Raw genomic sequence first — 18,918 nt, 5'->3', positions numbered from 1 at the left:
GCATTAAAAGAGTTGGCCGGTTTTTAAAAAAGACAAATTTTCTATCAAGAGAGCACTCTAAATAAGTGAATCCGCTTTCACTTCTGTGGAGATAAAAAAACTGCCCACAAATACTTGACTCAAACAATTAGGACCCTTGCTTTCTCCATTTAAGAGAATCGTGGTATAATAGTCTCTATAATTTTTTATCAAAGAAGTGTAGTAAAGTGAATAGGTTAAAATTCAACTTAAAAAGTAAGGCTCTTCCATTGTTAAATAAATATTTTACCGGGGCAGCGATTGATTACAGGGAAATGATAGCTATCATTATCCCGCTTGTAGTTGATCAGGCCTTTCTTGTTTTAATGAGTTTTTTAAACACGGCGATGATCAGCTCGGCCGGGGTCGCTGCTGTTAGTGCTGTAAGTATGGTAGATTCATTAAATATTTTCCTAGTGAATGTATTTATTGCGGTGGCAACCGGCGGCACCGTAATCGTGGCGCAGTATAAGGGCAGCGGGAACATGACAATGGTATCAAAAACAGCAACACAGGCTATTACGGCGGTAACGTTATTTTCCGTTGTGATTAGTTCTCTCGTTATCATTTTTCACATACCGACTTTAAATCTCTTGTTTGGCAAGGCGGAAGCGGATGTGTTTCACAATGCTACCATCTATCTGATTGGCAGCTGTATTTCCTATCCATTCATTGCCATCTTTCAAGCGGTGTGTGGTTCATTACGAGGTGTCGGCGAAACAAAACCATGCTTAAAATTATCATTAATAATGAATGTTACCAACACCGTTCTTAATGTATTGTTCATAACCATTTTGCATCTCGGTGTGAAGGGTCTAGTAATGTCTATCCTGCTGGCAAGAGTGCTCGGAATGATTACTTCATTGATCTACATTATTAAATATAATGAGACAATCCAATTTGAGGTAAAAAAAGCGTTGAAAATCGATGTATCCATTCTCAAAAAAGTAATGTTTATCGGGCTTCCGTTTGCGGCGGAGCAGTTATTTTTCAATGGTGGCAAATTGTTAACACAAACATTCATTGTCCAGTTAGGAACATTGGCAATGACGGCTTATGCCATCGGTAACTCGTTTGCTTTGTTATTCCAAATTGGACCCAATTCCTTAAGCATTGCGATTGTAACGGTAGTTGGTCAATGTATTGGCCAAAGAAACATCGAGGATGCCCGAAAATTTATTAAATCTACTATTGGCCTTTCTTCGATCCTGTTTGTGATTTCATCAGTAATCATCTTGCCGTTTTATCCATTATTAATCAAACTGTTCAGCCCGCCTGATAAAATCATCGGTACAATTTTTATCCTTGTGCTCATTTCAGCCATTGCCCAGCCGATTTTGTGGTCACCTAGTTTTATTATGCCATCTGCGCTGCGGGCGGCGGGAGATTCAACGTTTACCTCTGTGACATCGCTTTTCACCATGTGGCTGCTGCGGGTCGTTCTTGGATATGTTTTGGGGATTACCTTCGGCTTTGGGATTATCGGTGTTTGGGTTGCCATGATCATTGAATGGGGCGCGCGCGGGCTTATTTTTACGGAAAGATTCAAAGGAAAGAAATGGTATGCACATCGACTTGTGTAAAAACAGAGAACTCAAGGTTTCTCTGTTTTTATTTTTTAGATTCATAATATCGTAAATTTTCTGTAACGAGAAAGCCATAATAGGATGATTTTTCAAAAAATGTTCTGTGATATAATCATAATCGTAATGGATAAATAGTTAATTATGGTTTACGGCTGCAGATAATAGAGGTCTGTGTTCCATCTTTTTTAAGTGGGAATGCTCCACTTAAATTTGTATCCATTTGTGAAATATATCACAAATATTAAACTCCGAATTATCTGTAACCACCAACAAATCAATTGGAAAAGGAGAAAGATTACAATGTTAACACCTAGAAAAGTATACTGGCCTGCTATTAATCTTGTTGGTCCTGGAAGTGTCAAATTTGTTGGAGAAGAAGTTAAGAAATTAAATTTGAAAAAAGCTTTACTGGTTACAGACAAAGTGTTAAATCAAAACGGAGTAGTAAAACAAATCACAGATGTTCTCGATCAAGACGGAATCCTCTATACCATCTTTGATGAGGTAAAACCAAATCCAACCACCAAAAACGTACATGATGGACTGGCTGTATTCCAAAAAGAAGCCTGTGACTTTATTATCTCAGTAGGTGGAGGCTCTCCTCAAGATACCGGCTCGGCAATTGGCATTTTAGTCACAAATGGCGGGAATATTGCTGATTACGAAGGAATAGGTAAATCGAAAAATAAATCAGTGCCGATTGTGGCCATCAGCACAACAGCTGGTACGGCTGCTGAAGTAACAATTAACTATGTTATTACGGACGAGTCCCGTAAAATAAAAATGATCATGGTCGACCCGAACTGTCTGGCGACGATTGCTGTTAATGATCCGGAATTAATGCTTAAAAAACCGAAAGGCTTAACAGCTGCGACTGGTTTGGATGCTCTGACCCACGCGATTGAAGGATATACGGCCAATGGTGCCTTTGAATTATCAGATGCAATTGCCTATAAGTCGATTGAATTGATTGCAAGATATATTGAGAAAGCTGTTGAAAATGGCTCAGATCTTGAAGCACGTTCCGGAATGGGCTGGGGCTCCTTTATCGCCGGCCTTTGCTATTCCAACGCCGGTCTAGGCATTGTTCATAGTATGGCCCACCAATTAGGCGGTGAGTATGACCTGCCTCATGGTGTGGCAAATGCGATGCTGCTCCCATATGTAATGGAATTTAATATGGATGCCTGTCCGCAAAAATTTGCCGATGTTGCCAGGGCTTTAGGGGTGGACACAAGTTCGGCAGCAACCGTCGAAGAAGCAGCGCAAATGGCCGTAGATGAGGTTCGCCGTATCTCCAAAGCTGTAGGCATTCCACCACTTCGTGAATCTGCTTTCCGTGTTGAGGATGTTGAAAAACTGGCAGAGAACGCACTTAAAGATGCATGCACAGGTGCAAATCCAAAAGCGGTCACTAAGGAAGACATTATTGCCATTTACATGAAAGCTTATAATGATGCACCCGTACCTGTTGGTGCCAACTAAAAATAGAAATAATTTTGGGGCAGCCTTCCGATGGATATGGAGGGCTGCCCCAACTGTTTTTGTTCGTCTTTTTAAATAGAAAAAACCATAAAGTTAACTTTTAAGAAGCTTTTTCCGATATTGGGAGGAGCTTTTTCTTTTTAAAAACTTGAAGTCTTGCCTTTTAGAAATTATAGCATTATAATATGTTAGTATATTAAATTGTTAGCATGATAATATAGTAATGCGCTAAAGCAAAAATAAATTAAAGGTGGTTTTTTCAAATGAAACGAATTGCAGCTTTTGTCTTACTCATAGCAGCTGTATTCTCAGTACTTACGGCATGCTCAGGAAAAACAACAGGATCAAAAGATAAGGATAAAACGCTTGTAATTGGTATTGATGATAAATTCGCTCCGCTTGGGTTCCGTGACGAAAATAACAATATTGTTGGTTTCGATATTGATTATGCAAAAGCAGCAGCGAAAAAAATGGGCCAAAAGGTAAAATTCCAGCCGATCGATTGGAGTACAAAAGAGTCCGAATTAAGTAGCGGCCGGATTGACCTTATTTGGAATGGCTATACTATAACCGATGAACGAAAACAGAAGGTTCTGTTTACAAAGCCTTATTTAAAAAATGCCCAAGTCGTTGTCACGAAGGCAGACTCAAACATTACCAAACTGGCTGATTTAAAAGGCAAAGTCGTCGGACTGCAGTCCCTTTCATCAGCGGCTGATGCCTTAAATGCCAACCCGATCAAGTCCAAAATCAAAACCGTGACTGAGTTTAAAGATAATGTCCTTGCTCTAAATGATTTAAAGAGCGGCCGCCTGGATGCCGTCGTCATTGATGAGGTTGTCATTGATTATTACATGACAAAGGAAAAAAATACTTTTAAAGTACTTGATGAATCCCTTGCTCCTGAAGAATACGGTATCGGTGTCAAGAAAGGAAACGAGAAATTATTAACGAAACTTCAAAAAGCACTCGATGAAATGAATCAGGATGGGACAGCGGCAGAGATTTCAAAAAAATGGTTTGGGGAAAATAAAGTATTAAACTAATATCTATAAAGGCAAAGCAGGATTTCCTCGGAAAGCCTGTTTTGCTTTGGAGGACTCCTACTATGTCATTAGAATACCTTATCCAGATATCTAAGCCGATGTTGGAAGGGGCACAAACGACAGTTCTTTTGTTTATTATCGCTATTGTGGCTTCCATTCCATTAGGCTTTCTATTAACATTGGCAGTGCAAAGCCGCTTTAGGCTGCTCTCCTGGCTGGCCCAAGCCTATATTTATGTCATGCGCGGGACCCCGCTCTTATTGCAGCTTTTGTTTTTCTGCTTTGGGCTGCCAATGCTTCCAGTTGTCGGTGAATATTTAGTAATGGATCGTTTTGTGGCGGCATGCCTTGGATTCATTCTTAACTATGCGGCATACTTTGCGGAAATCTTCCGCGGCGGGCTTTTAGCTATCGATAAAGGGCAATATGAAGCCTCCCAGGTCCTCGGCTTAAATAAATGGCAGATGACAACAAGGGTTATTCTGCCGCAAATGTTCCGCATTGCCCTTCCTGCTATGGCGAATGAGTCGGTAACCCTTGTGAAGGATACAGCGTTACTGTATGCCGTTGCGGTTCCAGAACTGTTACACTTTGCTGAAACAGCCGTAAACCGTGACTTTACGATAGTTCCTTTTGTGGTTGCCGGAATCATTTATCTTGTGATGACGCTTATTTTAACGATGCTGTTTAAAGGGATCGAACAGCGCTTCAGATTTGAATAGGAAGGGGTGAATCCATGTGGCTTTGATTGAAGTATCGAATTTAAAGAAATCGTATGGCAAGCTCGATGTGCTAAAGCAAATTAGCTTTACTGTGAATAGAAATGATGTTGTCGCCGTCATTGGTCCATCCGGCTCGGGAAAAAGCACAATGCTTCGCGGTCTTGTTCACCTTGAAGAAGTAGATGGGGGTAGTATTCAGGTTGCTGATCATTATTTGGTCAAGGATGGAGTATATTCATCGCCACCGCAAATCAGGCAGATTACCTCAAGAATGGGCATGGTTTTCCAGCATTTTAATTTATTCCCGCATCTAACGGTCAAAGAAAATCTGGAGCTGGCGCCAAGATTGGTAAAAAAAGAATCAGCAGCGGAAATAAAAAGCCGCAGTACTGACCTGTTGGAAAAGGTCGGCTTGATCGACCGTGCCAATGCTTATCCCGCCAATTTATCTGGAGGGCAAAAGCAACGGGTGGCGATTGCCAGGGCGCTGATGATGAATCCGGAAATTATGCTGTTTGATGAACCAACATCCGCACTTGACCCGGAGTTGACCGGCGAGGTTCTGCAGGTTATGAAAAAACTAGCGGAAGAACACATGACCATGATTGTGGTCACCCACGAAATGGGATTTGCCAAAGAAGTGGCAAATCAGGTGTTATTTATGGATAACGGGGAAATGATCGAATCGGGTTCTCCAGCTGAACTATTCACTAAACCAAAATTCGAGCGGACAAAGGCCTTTTTAAACAGGGATCGGAAATAATTCGAAAGCACACTCGGTTGGGTCATCAATAGAGGCTACTGGTTGGTGACCTAAATGAGTGTTCAAAATGAATATAGGTCACCAATCGGGGTCAAAGGCCATAAAGCTCATCAATGGAGGTAATTGGTGACCCTGGGTGACAGTCGATGAGAGCAATGTACATAGCCCGAAAATGAGTACGCTTTTTTGATATTTTTATATAGAAAAGTCTAATTTTATAAAATGTGAGTATTATTTTAGTAAGAAAGGGAGGGGATATGGTGAAACCAATAGGAATTTTGGGTGTTGGCCAAGCGGGCGGGAATATTGCTGAAATTGCTGCAGCTATGGGCTTTCAAACGGCTCTTATTAATACAAATCGACGTGATGGTTTAGTAAATACAAGGGTAGAGAAGAAATTCTTTGTCCCTGGATTTAATGGTGCCGGGCAAAATCGTTCAATTGGATTAAGGGCTATTAATGATAACTATCGGGAAATTATTGAATTTGTGCAGCGTTCATTTAAAAATATCAGGTTTTTACTAGTCGCATTTTCAACTGATGGTGGCACCGGTTCGGGGATGAGTCCGTTATTGATTGATTTGTTATTGGACCACCTGCCGGGAGTTAAGGTTGGGGCAATCGCGGTTGTACCTGACCGAAACGTATTAGCAGGAAATCGAATCAACGCCGCTGAATGCATCGAAGAAATTTCCAAAATAGACTCACTTTCCTCAGTATTTCTTGTCGACAATGATCAAATGCGAAAATTAAATCCACAATCCAGTAAACATCAAATCTATCTTTCCTCCAACCAACAGGTCATCGAAGCCATCAATCATATTTTGCAGGTCACGAAAAAAAGTTCTTTTTATGGCAACTTTGATGAAACGGATCTCATGAACATTTTGGCCACAAGAGGGGTGACTATGATCGCCTCAACTGCCATTACTGATGCCAAAACTACTGCAGATGTAGCCGGCAAGATTCAACAATCATGGCAAAACTCGATATTTTGTCCGGTGGAGTCCCCCGGTGTTATTCGTGCAGGCTTAATTTATGAAGGTCCCGAAAAAATGGCAAAGCTTATTAATGTCCCCAGTGTTTTTGAACAGGTGGGGGAGCCGTTGGAGTTATTTGAAGGAACGTATATTTCCGAAGCAGATCCGACGGTTACCACCATTTTAGCAGGACTGCCATTCCCGAGCCGGAGGATGTTGACTTTAGAGGAATCCCTTGAGAAAAATAAAGACCGGCTGCAAAATTTAGTCAGCAAAGAGTTTACACAAACGTATGAATCACGGATATCCTGGGCTTCCAGTCTCAAAGCAAGACCGCCGGAACGAAAGCCAGGAAGCATTTCCGCCAAGTTATCCAAATACCAAAAATAAACATCAGGGTCAGCCCTTCCGATGAAGGACTGACCCTTTATGTTTTAAAAGAGTAATTTCCGCTTTCCAATTGGCGGAAAGCGTGCTTCAATTGGCGACAGACACCATTCAATTGGCGGAAAGCGTGCTTTAATTGGCGACAGACACCATCCAATTGGCGGAAAGCGTACACCAATTGGCGACTGACATGATCCAATTGGCGAAAGGTGTACGCCAATTGCGGCGGGAATGTTGTCCGTCCCCACCTATCGTTCTTTTTTATCCAGTCTTTTCCACTAAACAAGGACCAGTCCTTGTTTTATTGAATCGCTGGAAATTTAATTTTAACTGTGAATTCCTCATTTTTATAAACAAAATCTAAAAAGCCGTGGTGCTTGTCAACCGCTTCCTGAATGATTTTTGTCCCGAGACCCTCATGACCTTCTCCTTTTGTTGTCTTTCCATAAGTTTGAAACAATCCATCCAAGATGGAAGTCGGAATTGGCAAGCTGTTATTTTGGCAAATGAGTACATACAACCCGCTCCGTTTGTAAAACTGCAGTGTGATCAAAGCTGATCCCTTATGCTTTTTTTGCCAGGATTCACTGGCATCAATGCTGTTGGACAGTAGATTTCCCAGCAGCTTGACCATCTCGGGATCCGGGAACGGCAAAGTCGAGATTGGCAGGTCAAAGTCATAGACAACGGCAACTCCGGCTGTTTGGGCACGGCGGTACATTTGATGTAATATCCCGGCGACGACTCCTCGTTCTCCTTTAATGGAAAGATTGGTTTCCTTATAGTCATCGACTAATTCATCGAGGTATGCTTTAGCCTCATCAGGATGCCTGTTTTCAAGCATGAAGTGAATCGCGGAAACATGCTTGAGAAAATCATGGCGCTCACTGCGGACCATTCGAAACGTTTCATTCAATTGCGCTGTTTGCTCTTTGTATAAATTATTTTCTTGAACCAAGGCAGCGAGCTTCCGAGCCATCCCCAGCCTTACCCACTCAATCCCGATAAAGACGATAAACAGTGCCAGATCAGTCAATGAAGGCTGTGAATTCAGATAAATTGCGACAAGCAGCAGTTGGATGGCAAAGAGGCTGGCGTTCCACTTTACTCCCAAAATAGAAATAGGAGCGATTATTTTTTTGTAAAAGTAAAAGAGGATGGAAAAAACAAGTAAACCTGTTACATAGATTGGTATATTCCATGGCAGCAAAAGCGTGATCCTGTAAAGATGGACCAAACCTAGAATGGCTAATGCTCCCCAATATAACACGATTGGCTTCAAAGTCTTCCCGCCTTTAAAAATAATTTTCTTGTAAAAATTCGACCTTTTCCTTTGTAATCATCGCCTGCTCCTCAATTCCCTCGAATGTGACGATATAGGAATTTTTGGCGTAAAGGGAAAAGTTTTTGACAAAATGGATATTAATAATGAACGAACGGTGCGAGCGGATGAAATCGCGTTCCCTTAACTCACCTTCCAGTTCATTGAGAGTTTGATAGGTTTTGATTGCACCTGACTTGGTATAAATCGTCGAAGAACGTCCGGATCTTTCGATGAAAATAATATCTTTCTTTTGAATAATATGGATATCGTTTTTTTGCTTAATATAAAGCCTGCCGGCAATTTCTGCCGACCTTGATTTTTCCTTCAAACGCTCAATCGATTGGATTAAGCGGCCCTTTGGATAAGGCTTCATGATGTAATCATGGACATTTAATTCAAAGGCATGAACGGCATAGCCGCTGTTCGCCGTTACAAAAATAACCGAAATATTGAGTGCATGCGAATGAATAATATCTGCCAGCTCATATCCGGATAAACCCGGCATTTCAATATCGGCAATTAACAGATCAATCGATTCCTTTTTAATATGATCATAGGCCTCCTCAGCAGAAGTCGTTGAGAAGACAATCTCGACATCGGATACACCTGAAACAATCGCATTTAATTTATCCAAATCAATCGGGCGGTCATCGACCAGACCTACCTTCATCATCATCGCCACACCTTTTGTCAATTCATAGTTTCATATGGTTATTTTACCATCTTTAAGGAGGGATTTGGCTTTTTCGCGACAGGAAACGGACTTTTCACGACATAATGGCAGATTTTCGTTTCTGTTATTTGTATGATGACAGTAAGAAAATAAACAATTGGAGTGGAGAAGAATGATCGAAATCCATGAGGTAACGAAAAAATTTCAAGATAAAAAGAAGTTTGTCACGGCGCTAAAGTATGTTACTTTTTCTGTAAAGGAAGGGCAGGTAGTTGGTCTGCTTGGGGAAAACGGTGCTGGCAAAACAACATTGCTTAGGACAATTGCCACTTTACTAACGCCAACTGAAGGGACGGTCACAGTTGCCGGCTACGATACGCTCAAGTATCCGAATGAGGTAAAGAAAAGAATGGGTGTCTTGTTTGGCGGTGAAACCGGGCTTTATGATCGCTTAACAGCTAGGGAAAACCTGGAATATTTTGCAGCACTATACGGCTTGAGCAAGCATGAGACAAAGGTACGGATTGATGATTTGTCAAAGATGTTCGGGATGCGCGATTATTTGAACCGAAAAGTCGGCGGCTTCTCCAAGGGGATGCGGCAAAAGGTGGCGATTGCCAGAACCTTGATTCATAACCCGGAAATTATTCTCTTTGATGAACCGACCACTGGGCTCGATATCACATCATCCAATGTTTTCCGCCAGCTTGTCCACCAGCTAAAACGCGAGGGAAAAACAATTGTTTTTTCCAGCCACATTATGGAGGAAGTATCCATGCTGTGCGATTCCGTCGCGATGATGCATAAAGGAGAACTAGTCTATCAAGGAAACCTCGAGGCCCTTTACCAGTCTGAAGGGAGCCGCGATTTGAACTATATTTTCATGAGCAAGCTTGTAAGGGGGAACGAACACTATGCTTCTTAAAATCTATTTGAAAGAACTGAAGGACTGCTTCCGCGACCGCAGGACATTGCTGTTAACGGTATTTCTTCCAGTAATTATGATGACAGGATTAACCTTTTTCTATGAAAAAATGATCTCTGATGGTGAGGGGGAAAACTATAAACTAGCGGTAAATGAATCATTTGATCAACAGGTAGCCAATGCTTTTAACGGTGTTAAAAATATAGAATTGGTTAGGGACGCTGATCCGGAGAAGGTCCTACAGGAAGGAGATGTTCAGGCGGCACTTATACTGGATGCCAATTTTAGCAGCAAGATTGAAAATGGCGAAAAAGCCACTGTCACGATAATCGGTGATTCCTTCAGCCAGAAGTCTTCCAATTTGAACAGTATTGTCCGAAATATTTTGGCAATTTATGAGAAAAAGATTATTTCAGAACGCTTGCAGGCAAATGGCATGAAGCCAGCCGTAATGGAACCGTTTACGATTGAGGAAAAAGAAGTATCCAATCAAAATCCTAATGCCAGCTTGCTGGCAATGCTGATTCCAATGATTTTAGCTATTGCGATCGGGGTGGGGGCGGGTCCGGCTGCATCCGATTTATTTGCCGGTGAAAAAGAGAAGAAGACAATGGAAGCCTTATTGATGACACCGGTAAAACGTTCGACACTTCTGTTATCGAAATGGCTGACGATTGCGACCGTCGGTTCAATTACTGGGATTATTACCTTAGTTGTTGTCGCATTCGAGATTAACTTATTAACAGAGAACCTTAAAAAAGCAATTTCTTTAGGTGATAAGGCTGTTCTGATTGTCATAATTGCCGTATTGGTATCGATTGTCTATGCTATGTTTACTGCATCGCTTCTAATGGTTACGAGTATACTGGGAAAAACAATTAAAGAATCACAGAGTTACAGTACACCGGTTATGATGCTTGCGGTTTTTCCGGCTATGATTCTCGCGGGTATTGGCGTTAACGAACTGTCATTTCAACACTTTGCCATCCCGATCATGAATCTGTTCAGCTTATTAAAAGAACTTGTTTTCGGCATCGTCAACTACGACCATATTGTCGTTACCATTGCCAGCAATCTAATTTCCATGATAGTTTTCTTTATTGTCGGCCGGATCTTGTTCTTAAAGGATAAATGGGTGATGAATTAATAATCCGTTTTGGTTCGCCGATATATACCTGAAATTGCCGATAATAGCGGAAAATTCGCTGAAAAAATCGGTGAAGGTATTCATACTTGATTACCGTCAATTTTTTCTATCACTAGCTGCATTAAAGTAGAGGTAGAAAAAAGGTGAAGGAGGAATTGGATATGACAAAAGCCGTTTTTCAATTAGAACCATTGACATGTCCGTCTTGTATTAAAAAAATCGAAAATGCACTGAACAAAACAGATGGCGTCGACACTGCAAGGGTGTTATTTAACTCAGGCAAGGTCAAAGCTGAATTCGATGAGTCCCAAGTTCAGGCCCAAGAGTTAGAGGAGAAGATTAAGAGCCTGGGTTATCCGGTGTTGTCGGTAAAAGTTTCATAATAGGAAGGAATAAGACTTATAACCACGCTCTTTGTGAGACTGGGTTATAAGTCTTTTTTTTACTGCTGAAGTCAATTGGCGAAAGACGTCCCCCAATTGGCGAAAGACGTCCCCCAATTGGCGAAAGAGCATGCTCAATTGGCGAAAAACAACCTTCAATTGGCGAAAAACAACCTTCAATTGGCGAAAAGTGCCCTCTAATTGGCGAAAAAACTGTTTCTAGTTCTCATGAACAAGGTCATGAGAACAAAATTCAGCAGAATCACCAGCAGCTGTTCTCATGAACAGGTCATATCTCTCAAAAGATTGTAAAACTTGACTGTCGTCAATTCTTTAAGTCAAAAAGGGCCTTATCATTAAAATAAAGAAACAAGGCAGGAGGAATGAACGATGATGGCGGTCATTCATAAATTAAAGAACCAAATTACAGCGGGATCCGGCATGTTAATCGTTATTGGTTTTCTATCAGGTTTGCTGGGGAATGAGCAAATGGAAGAGGCGTTCCTGATTACAGCTACTGTTATCGCCAGTATACCGATTTTCAGCAAAGCGTACCAGGCCCTGCGAATAAAGGCGTTTAGTATCGAATTACTGGTCAGTATTGCGGTGATCGGAGCAATGTTTATCCAAGAGTACACAGAATCAGCAGTTGTTACCTTTTTATTCTTATTTGGCGATTTGTTGGAATCGCGAACATTAGAAAAAACACGTTCTTCCTTGAAGGAGCTGGTTGACATGGCCCCACAGGAAGCCGTCGTCATTCAGGACGGACAACAGCGAACCATTCCTGTTGAAGAGGTGGAAGTTGGAGATCGGATCATCATTCGCTCCGGCGGCAAAGTCCCTGTAGATGGGCGGATTTTATCAGGAAAGGCACTTTTGAATGAATCAGCAGTAACAGGTGAATCTGTTCCAAGGTCAAAAACCGTCCACGAAAAAGTATTTAGTGGTACGATGGTAGATAACGGTTATATTGAGATGATGGCTGAAAAAGTTGGGGATGATACCACTTTTGCAAAAATGATCGAACTGGTTGAGGAAGCACAGGAATCGAAAACAAAAACTGAAAAGTACCTTGATCGGTTTTCTGGGATCTATACACCAGCAGTTGTTTTATTATCGCTCATCGTTTTCGCCCTAACAAGAGATCTTCATTTGGCGATTACCTTTTTGGTGGTAGCCTGCCCAGGTGCCTTGGTCATCGGTGCTCCTGTTTCCAATGTTGCCGGGATTGGCAACGGGGCGAAAAACGGTGTGCTTGTAAAGGGCGGCGAGGTCATGGAGCGATTCGCCAAGGTCGATACGTTTGTATTTGACAAGACCGGAACGTTGACGAAGGGGAACCCGGAAGTAACCGATATAAAGATATTTGCACAAATAGATGCAGAAGAATTATTACGTCTTGCTGCCCGAGCAGAGATGATATCTGAACATCATTTAGGGCAAACGATTGTGAAAGGAGCGAAGGCTAGAAAAATAAACATAAACGGTGAAGTGAAAAACGGGGAAGTCGTGAAAGGACATGGAATCCGTGCTGATGTTGAGGACCATACCTTAGTAGTTGGAAATCGTAAGTTAATGGAACTTGAAAACATGAGCATCTCAAAAGAGGCTTTAGAATACGCCGTAACTCGAGAAAAAGCCGGTAACACCGTTATTTTTGCAGCAATCGATGGGAAGCTTGCTGGTTTGATTTCTATCGCTGACCAAATTCGTGAAGATGCTCTTAACGCCTTAACCGAAATACGAAAAAATGGAGTTAAAAAAATTGTTATGCTAACTGGTGATAATCCTCACTCCGCAAAATTAGTTGCCAAGCAGCTGGGAATCGATGAATATCATGCTGAATTATTACCGGAAGATAAGGTAGAGTATGTAAAAAAATTGAAAACGGCCGGACATGTTGTTGCCATGGCTGGAGATGGAATTAATGATGCCCCGGCAATCGCAACAGCGGATATTGGCTTAGCAATGGGGGAGAGCGGAACGGATATATCAATGGAAACGGCTGACGTTGTTCTTATGGCCGATCAGCTGATGCAATTGTCCCACGCCTATTCACTTTCAAAGGCAACCATCCGTAATATGAAGCAAAATACCTTTGCGGCTTTATCCATTGTATTTGTCCTATTAATGGGAGTTCTTTTCAACACAGTCCATCTGGCATCAGGGATGCTAATCCATGAAGCCAGCGTTTTACTGGTCATTCTGAATGCAATGAGGTTAATGAAATTTAATCCAAAAAACGAAACAGTAGAACCAGGACTGCAAGTGGCATAGGAGGGCTTTATGCTTTCATCAGGTATAGGAAAAAACACACGCTGAATAATAAAGAGGGAGTGAAAAAAGTGGAAATCGACGAAAAGCATGAATTGTGTCATCATCATGATAGAATGTGTGTCTCGCTGGTTCCGATTTTTAACCATTTAGAAACAGAACAAATGGCAGAAATTATGAAAACAGTTCAATCCGTCTCCTATAAAAAAGGAGAAATTATTTATCACGCTGGGGACGAGTCCAATTCTCTTTATATTGTCAGTAAGGGAAAAATCAGAATCTACCGCCTGTCTGAATCGGGAAAAGAGCAGCTCGTCCGCATTTTGCAGCCCGGCGATTTTACCGGAGAACTTGCTTTATTTAAAGCAGCAACTCACGAATCATATGCTGAAGCGATGACTGCAACCCAGGTTTGCATGATTAATCGGTCAGACCTGCAAAAACTTCTTTTAAAGTACCCATCGATTTCACTAAAAATTTTATCTGAGTTCTCGAATCGGCTGGATGAGTCGGAAAAGCAGACAACCCGTTTCGCGACGGAAAAAGTAGAAACCCGGATCGCGCTGTTTTTAGCGGAAGCGTTGGAAGACCCGTCAGAATCGAATGAAGTGGAACTGCCAATGAGCAAAAAGGATCTAGCTTCCTACTTAGGAACCACACCCGAAACGATCAGCCGCAAACTAACCGAACTCGAGCAGCAAGGCCTCATCAAACAAAAGTCTCACAAACGAATCGAAATTTTGGATTTGGATGGGCTGTTGCTTGTTTAAAAATTTTGGTCAGTCCTTGGACTGGCTTATTTTTTTGAAAACCACGTGCACTAGCCCCGCTATAATAAAGAATGAATAATCCTTCAAAAAATTCCCCATACCTTTAAAACTTTTCTCCACTATAATAGTATGAGAGGGGTTGAGAAAGTGAAGTCGGAAGATCGTTGAGTCGTGAAAAAAGCAATCGCAGACAATAAAAAAGTATTTGAAAAGTTAATCAAATCGAACTATGAACAAATCTATCGTACGGCCTATTTATACTTACATAATGAAGAAGATACGCTAGATGTCGTTTAAGAGGCTATCTATCAAGCTTTTACTTCGATCTAATCGTTGAAAAATCCGGAGTATTTCATGACGTGGTTCACAAAAATTATTATTTGTTGTTCGGGACAAATTTTGCAAAGACGTAGTAATGTCGTGCCGCTAAAAGAAGAGTTGATCAGTGAATTGCCGGCAGCTGAGAGAAATCATAAGGAATCGATCGACATTTTACAAGTGCTTAGTCGATTGCAAGAAAATTACCGAACAGCGTTGATCTTATTTTATTATCATGATAACTCGATTAAAATAATTAGCGATATATTGGATATTCCGGAAAGTACGGTTAAAACAAATTTAAGCAGGGGGAAGTTAGCTTTAAAAAAGTTTATGAAGGCGAGGAACAAAGCCGAGCATGAAAAGGAATTAAAAGCAGTGTTTGAAAAAAAGAAGTCCCGAAGGAAAAGGTTTTTCAAGCAATGAATAGGGGAAAAGAGTTGCAAAAAATACAACCTCTTCTCCAAGAAAAAAGAGAGTAATAATCGGATCGATAGCTACTGCAGATTTATCAGGAGTTTGGTGATTCCAGGGGAGTTTATTTAGCAAAACAGAATATGGTACGGATCTTAACCAAGCGATGACAAAGAACGGAGTGACCGTGAAACCACAAGTGCCTACTTTAACGGGACTGTTGTGATGGTAACTGGTCATGTTGATGGTGATTTGCAGAAGGTTCATAATGAACTAGGAGAAGTAAGTTTTGATGTTAACTTTGAAAAATTTCAAGGCGACAACGATCCATGGCTGGATGGAAAGCATCGGATATTAAGAAAAATGGTAAGGGCTATGATTTTTTCTGGGAACTCACATACCCTTATGAAACTTTACAAGAAAATTACTCCCTGCTGATCCCTTAATAGTGGCTTGATAACCTTGAAATCAAATGTGACAAAGTTATGACATTTATTGACATTATCTGAAAATACATCCATGATAGTACTATAGTATGATTTTATACTAACTAACCAAATGCTGTCTTTTACATATTGGGATACAGCAAGATTAGCAGAAGTTAGAACCTTACGGAAGGTTACTTCTGCTATTTTTGTACGATTAAAAAGTAATTCGAAAAATATTACTTGGGGGTTGTTTATGGATTATATTGCGCATATTCGTGAAAAAGATGGTGAAATCCAAACTGTTCAAGAACATTTAGACGGTGTCCGTGGGTTAAGTGAAAAATTTGGTAGCAAAATTGGTGTACAGTATCTAGCCGGTCTATCAGGCCTTCTCCATGACCTAGGGAAAAATACAAAGAAATTTAAAAATTATATTCAAGATGCAATAGCCAACCCTGATAATCCACCACCTAAAGGTTCTGTAGACCATTCAACCGCTGGAGGGAGATTGCTATATCAAAAATTCTATAATAAACAAACAAATTCTATTGAGAATCTAGCTGTCGAGTGGATGGCGATGAGTATTATTTCTCATCATAGTGGTTTAAGGGATTTTTTAACTCCGGATTTATCATCAGACTTTTTACGCAGGGTTATGGAAAAGGAAATTCCAGAGTTTGAAAATGCAGTAGCCTCTTTTTTTGAGCAACAGGTATCGGAAACGGAACTCCAGGAGTATTTTGAAAAGGCGAAAAATGAAGTCATACATATTGTCAAAATAATAAATGATAATAGATTAAAACCAATTACAATGTCACTCATTTTAAAATTTATATTTAGCTCCCTTATAGATGCAGATCGAACAAATACTAGAATGTTTGATGAAAATGAAGATGAAAGCCAAATGGTTGATAGTGCCTCTTTTTTTAAAGAGAGCTATAACGCTTTAATGGATAAAATTGCATCCTTTCGTAACTCAGAACATGCAGGTAAACCTATAAATTTATTAAGAATGGAAATGTCAGATCAATGTGAGGGATTTGCCAGCAATCCCTCAGGAATCTATACCTTATCAATTCCAACTGGTGGAGGTAAAACATTGGCAAGTTTAAGGTATGCACTTAAACATGCGATGGAATATAAAAAAGAGAGAATCATCTATATTGTCCCGTATACGACCATAATAGAGCAAAATGCACAAGAAGTAAGAGATATTTTAAAAAATGATGAGTATATATTGGAGCATCATTCCAATATTATTGAGGATCGTAATTTAGAAAATGACGATGAAGATTATGATTTGATCAAAAAGAAATTGAAGTTAGCTAAAGATAATTGGGACAGTCCAATTATTTTTACTACAATGGTACAATTTTTGAATGTATTTTATTCAAAAGGAACAAGAAACGTCAGAAGGTTGCATAATTTGTCTAATGCTATTCTTATTTTTGATGAGGTACAATCTGTACCTATTAAATGTATTTCACTATTTAATGAAGCATTAAACTTTTTGAGTAGTTTTTGTAATACCAGCATTGTTTTGTGTACAGCAACACAGCCAGCTCTAGACTTTGTAGAGAATAAATTAAAAATATCATCGGATTCAGAAATGATTAAAGATTTGAAGATGGTAGGTCAAAGTTTTAAAAGGGTAAATATTATAGACAAAACAACACCAAAAGGGTTTACTGCTGCAGAGTTAAAGACATTTATATTAGATGAAATGGAACAAGTAAATAATTTGCTCGTTATTTTGAATACGAAAACAGCTGTTAGAAAACTATTCGAAGAACTAAATAATGAAGAAGAACGTGAAAACCATGATTATTTGCTATTTCATCTAAGTACAAATATGTGTCCTGCTCATCGGAAAAAGGTTCTAAAGGATGTTAAGAAAGCGCTATCTAATAAAAAACGGGTGATTTGTTTAAGTACACAATTAATAGAGGCGGGAGTCGATATTAGTTTCGAATGTGTGATTCGCTCGTTGGCAGGACTCGATTCAATTGCACAAGCTGCCGGAAGGTGTAATCGTCATGGAGAATACGGAATTCGAAACGTATATATTATTAAGTCAGCAGACGAGGTGCTTAGTAAATTAAAAGAAATTGAAATTGGCGGGGAGCAAACGGCACGAATATTAGAAGAATTCAAAGTGGAACCTGAATTTTTCGGGAATAACTTATTATCACCTGAAGCAATGAGTGTTTATTTTCAATACTATTACTCTCAAATTAGCAACAAATTAAATTATTCTATTGCCAAGTCAGATAAAACTATATTTGATTTGTTAAATCAAAATCAAGATTACATTGCAGCTTATAACAATAAAAATAATACTAGATTTCCGTTAATTAGCAGGCAGTCATTTGCAACGGCTGAACAGCACTTCCATGTAATTGACAATCTCACTACGTCAGTACTTGTCCCGTACAATGAAGAAGCTAAACAAATTATTGCTGATTTGAATGGAAATTTAGAAATAAGGGAATTAGGTGATTTACTAAAAAAATCTCAGCAATATGTAATAAATGTGTATGACCCTGAACTAAAAAAGCTGGATAAAGAAGGTAATATTGAGCTCTTGCTACATGGAAATGTTTATGCATTAAAAGAACCGGCGTATACAGACGAAATGGGATTGGATCTTAAGGGGGAGGGAAGCTGGTCGCTGGAAATTTGGTGAAAGGAAAAACTCACCATAATGAATAGGTGAGCCCGCAAACAATAATAAATTAATTTCAATCCACGCTATATAAGCGACAGTCATATTTTAGCACGATTTCTCAAAATGTATACCTTTCTTTAAAGTTTAATGATAAAATATATAGGTGTAACACGGATAACTATAATTAATTAGAAGGTATATTTTAAAGGGGAATTATTAAAATGAAGAATCGTTACAAAACAAATTTTAAAAAAGCGATTGTGGAACTTTATACAATGGGGAGATCTGTAAGTTACCTTAGCAAAGAATACTCCGTACCTAAAAGCACCATTTATAACTGGTTACATGAAAAACAACCAGAGGTATTAAAAATTAACATAACAATCGTTAGATTTTCGGAATTTAAAGTTTTAATTTAGTAATAAAGAAATTGTATTAATGAATGTGACAGAGAGATGCTTAATGTTGAGGAAAGAGCTTTTTAATAATTTTCCAAGCTTTCTCTGGCATTTTCAAAATACTTATTGATAAACCTTTGGTCTGGAAACCCAATAATACAACACGCTTATTAAAATTTTGTATTGTTAACGATAAAATATTTGTA

Annotated in this window: 18 protein-coding genes; 16 read left to right on the top strand and 2 right to left on the bottom strand. The window is 39.7% G+C overall.

The window, feature by feature from the left end; translation table 11 throughout:
• Positions 1 to 206: 206 nt before the first annotated feature.
• The 6 genes from JK635_RS05485 to JK635_RS05460 all read left to right on the top strand — a co-directional run bounded on the left by JK635_RS05485 (position 207) and on the right by JK635_RS05460 (position 6,990).
• Complete coding sequence (locus JK635_RS05485) at positions 207 to 1,601, top strand: MATE family efflux transporter (protein WP_438803822.1); 1,395 nt, start codon at positions 207 to 209, stop codon at positions 1,599 to 1,601.
• Between the two features lie 303 nt (positions 1,602 to 1,904).
• The gene (locus JK635_RS05480) at positions 1,905 to 3,089 is read left to right on the top strand and encodes an iron-containing alcohol dehydrogenase (protein ID WP_202652965.1); all 1,185 of its coding nucleotides are present in this window, start codon (positions 1,905 to 1,907) and stop codon (positions 3,087 to 3,089) included.
• Between the two features lie 263 nt (positions 3,090 to 3,352).
• Positions 3,353 to 4,135: an amino acid ABC transporter substrate-binding protein gene (locus JK635_RS05475; RefSeq protein WP_202652964.1), complete on the top strand. Its 783-nt coding sequence runs from the start codon at positions 3,353 to 3,355 to the stop codon at positions 4,133 to 4,135.
• A 62-nt stretch (positions 4,136 to 4,197) separates the two neighbouring features.
• On the top strand, positions 4,198 to 4,857 hold the full coding sequence (locus JK635_RS05470) for an amino acid ABC transporter permease (RefSeq protein ID WP_202652963.1): 660 nt from the start codon (positions 4,198 to 4,200) through the stop codon (positions 4,855 to 4,857).
• Positions 4,858 to 4,873: 16 nt separating this feature from the next.
• On the top strand, positions 4,874 to 5,620 hold the full coding sequence (locus JK635_RS05465; RefSeq protein ID WP_368857071.1) for an amino acid ABC transporter ATP-binding protein: 747 nt from the start codon (positions 4,874 to 4,876) through the stop codon (positions 5,618 to 5,620).
• A gap of 257 nt (positions 5,621 to 5,877) precedes the next feature.
• Positions 5,878 to 6,990: an FtsZ/tubulin family protein gene (locus JK635_RS05460; RefSeq protein WP_235887897.1), complete on the top strand. Its 1,113-nt coding sequence runs from the start codon at positions 5,878 to 5,880 to the stop codon at positions 6,988 to 6,990.
• Between the two features lie 298 nt (positions 6,991 to 7,288).
• Here the strand turns inward: JK635_RS05460 and JK635_RS05455 are convergent, their stop codons facing one another.
• Positions 7,289 to 8,269, bottom strand: a complete 981-nt coding sequence (locus JK635_RS05455; RefSeq protein ID WP_235887896.1) for a sensor histidine kinase — start codon at positions 8,267 to 8,269, stop codon at positions 7,289 to 7,291.
• A 13-nt stretch (positions 8,270 to 8,282) separates the two neighbouring features.
• Complete coding sequence (locus JK635_RS05450; protein ID WP_202652983.1) at positions 8,283 to 8,984, bottom strand: LytR/AlgR family response regulator transcription factor; 702 nt, start codon at positions 8,982 to 8,984, stop codon at positions 8,283 to 8,285.
• 172 nt (positions 8,985 to 9,156) lie between these two features.
• Here JK635_RS05450 and JK635_RS05445 point away from each other — a divergent pair, with 172 nt between their 5' ends.
• From JK635_RS05445 to JK635_RS05405, 10 genes are all read left to right on the top strand, one after another.
• On the top strand, positions 9,157 to 9,909 hold the full coding sequence (locus JK635_RS05445) for an ABC transporter ATP-binding protein (RefSeq protein WP_202652962.1): 753 nt from the start codon (positions 9,157 to 9,159) through the stop codon (positions 9,907 to 9,909).
• The gene (locus JK635_RS05440) at positions 9,899 to 11,056 is read left to right on the top strand and encodes an ABC transporter permease (RefSeq protein WP_202652961.1); all 1,158 of its coding nucleotides are present in this window, start codon (positions 9,899 to 9,901) and stop codon (positions 11,054 to 11,056) included. Before JK635_RS05445 ends, JK635_RS05440 begins: the two co-directional genes overlap by 11 nt.
• 161 nt (positions 11,057 to 11,217) lie before the next feature.
• Positions 11,218 to 11,439: a heavy-metal-associated domain-containing protein gene (locus JK635_RS05435; protein ID WP_202652960.1), complete on the top strand. Its 222-nt coding sequence runs from the start codon at positions 11,218 to 11,220 to the stop codon at positions 11,437 to 11,439.
• A gap of 390 nt (positions 11,440 to 11,829) precedes the next feature.
• Positions 11,830 to 13,719, top strand: a complete 1,890-nt coding sequence (locus JK635_RS05430; RefSeq protein ID WP_202652959.1) for a heavy metal translocating P-type ATPase — start codon at positions 11,830 to 11,832, stop codon at positions 13,717 to 13,719.
• Between the two features lie 113 nt (positions 13,720 to 13,832).
• Positions 13,833 to 14,486: a Crp/Fnr family transcriptional regulator gene (locus JK635_RS05425; protein ID WP_202652982.1), complete on the top strand. Its 654-nt coding sequence runs from the start codon at positions 13,833 to 13,835 to the stop codon at positions 14,484 to 14,486.
• Between the two features lie 171 nt (positions 14,487 to 14,657).
• Positions 14,658 to 14,783 (top strand): RNA polymerase sigma factor, encoded by a 126-nt coding sequence (locus JK635_RS24640; RefSeq protein ID WP_306792909.1) that lies wholly within the window; start codon positions 14,658 to 14,660, stop codon positions 14,781 to 14,783.
• 57 nt (positions 14,784 to 14,840) lie between these two features.
• Positions 14,841 to 15,230 carry a sigma factor-like helix-turn-helix DNA-binding protein gene (locus JK635_RS05420; RefSeq protein WP_202652958.1) on the top strand — a complete coding sequence of 130 codons (390 nt, stop codon included), beginning with the start codon at positions 14,841 to 14,843 and terminating at the stop codon, positions 15,228 to 15,230.
• A gap of 213 nt (positions 15,231 to 15,443) precedes the next feature.
• Complete coding sequence (locus JK635_RS05415) at positions 15,444 to 15,656, top strand: hypothetical protein (RefSeq protein ID WP_202652957.1); 213 nt, start codon at positions 15,444 to 15,446, stop codon at positions 15,654 to 15,656.
• 243 nt (positions 15,657 to 15,899) lie between these two features.
• Positions 15,900 to 18,332, top strand: coding sequence for a CRISPR-associated helicase Cas3' (cas3, locus tag JK635_RS05410; RefSeq protein ID WP_202652956.1), 2,433 nt, complete (start codon positions 15,900 to 15,902; stop codon positions 18,330 to 18,332).
• Between the two features lie 203 nt (positions 18,333 to 18,535).
• Positions 18,536 to 18,733: a transposase gene (locus JK635_RS05405; RefSeq protein WP_202652955.1), complete on the top strand. Its 198-nt coding sequence runs from the start codon at positions 18,536 to 18,538 to the stop codon at positions 18,731 to 18,733.
• Positions 18,734 to 18,918 lie beyond the last annotated feature (185 nt).

The sequence above is a fragment of the Neobacillus paridis genome, assembly GCF_016765675.1.
Classification (GTDB): Bacteria; Bacillota; Bacilli; order Bacillales; family Cytobacillaceae; genus Neobacillus; species Neobacillus paridis.
This window is presented reverse-complemented; position numbering and strand designations above follow the sequence as displayed.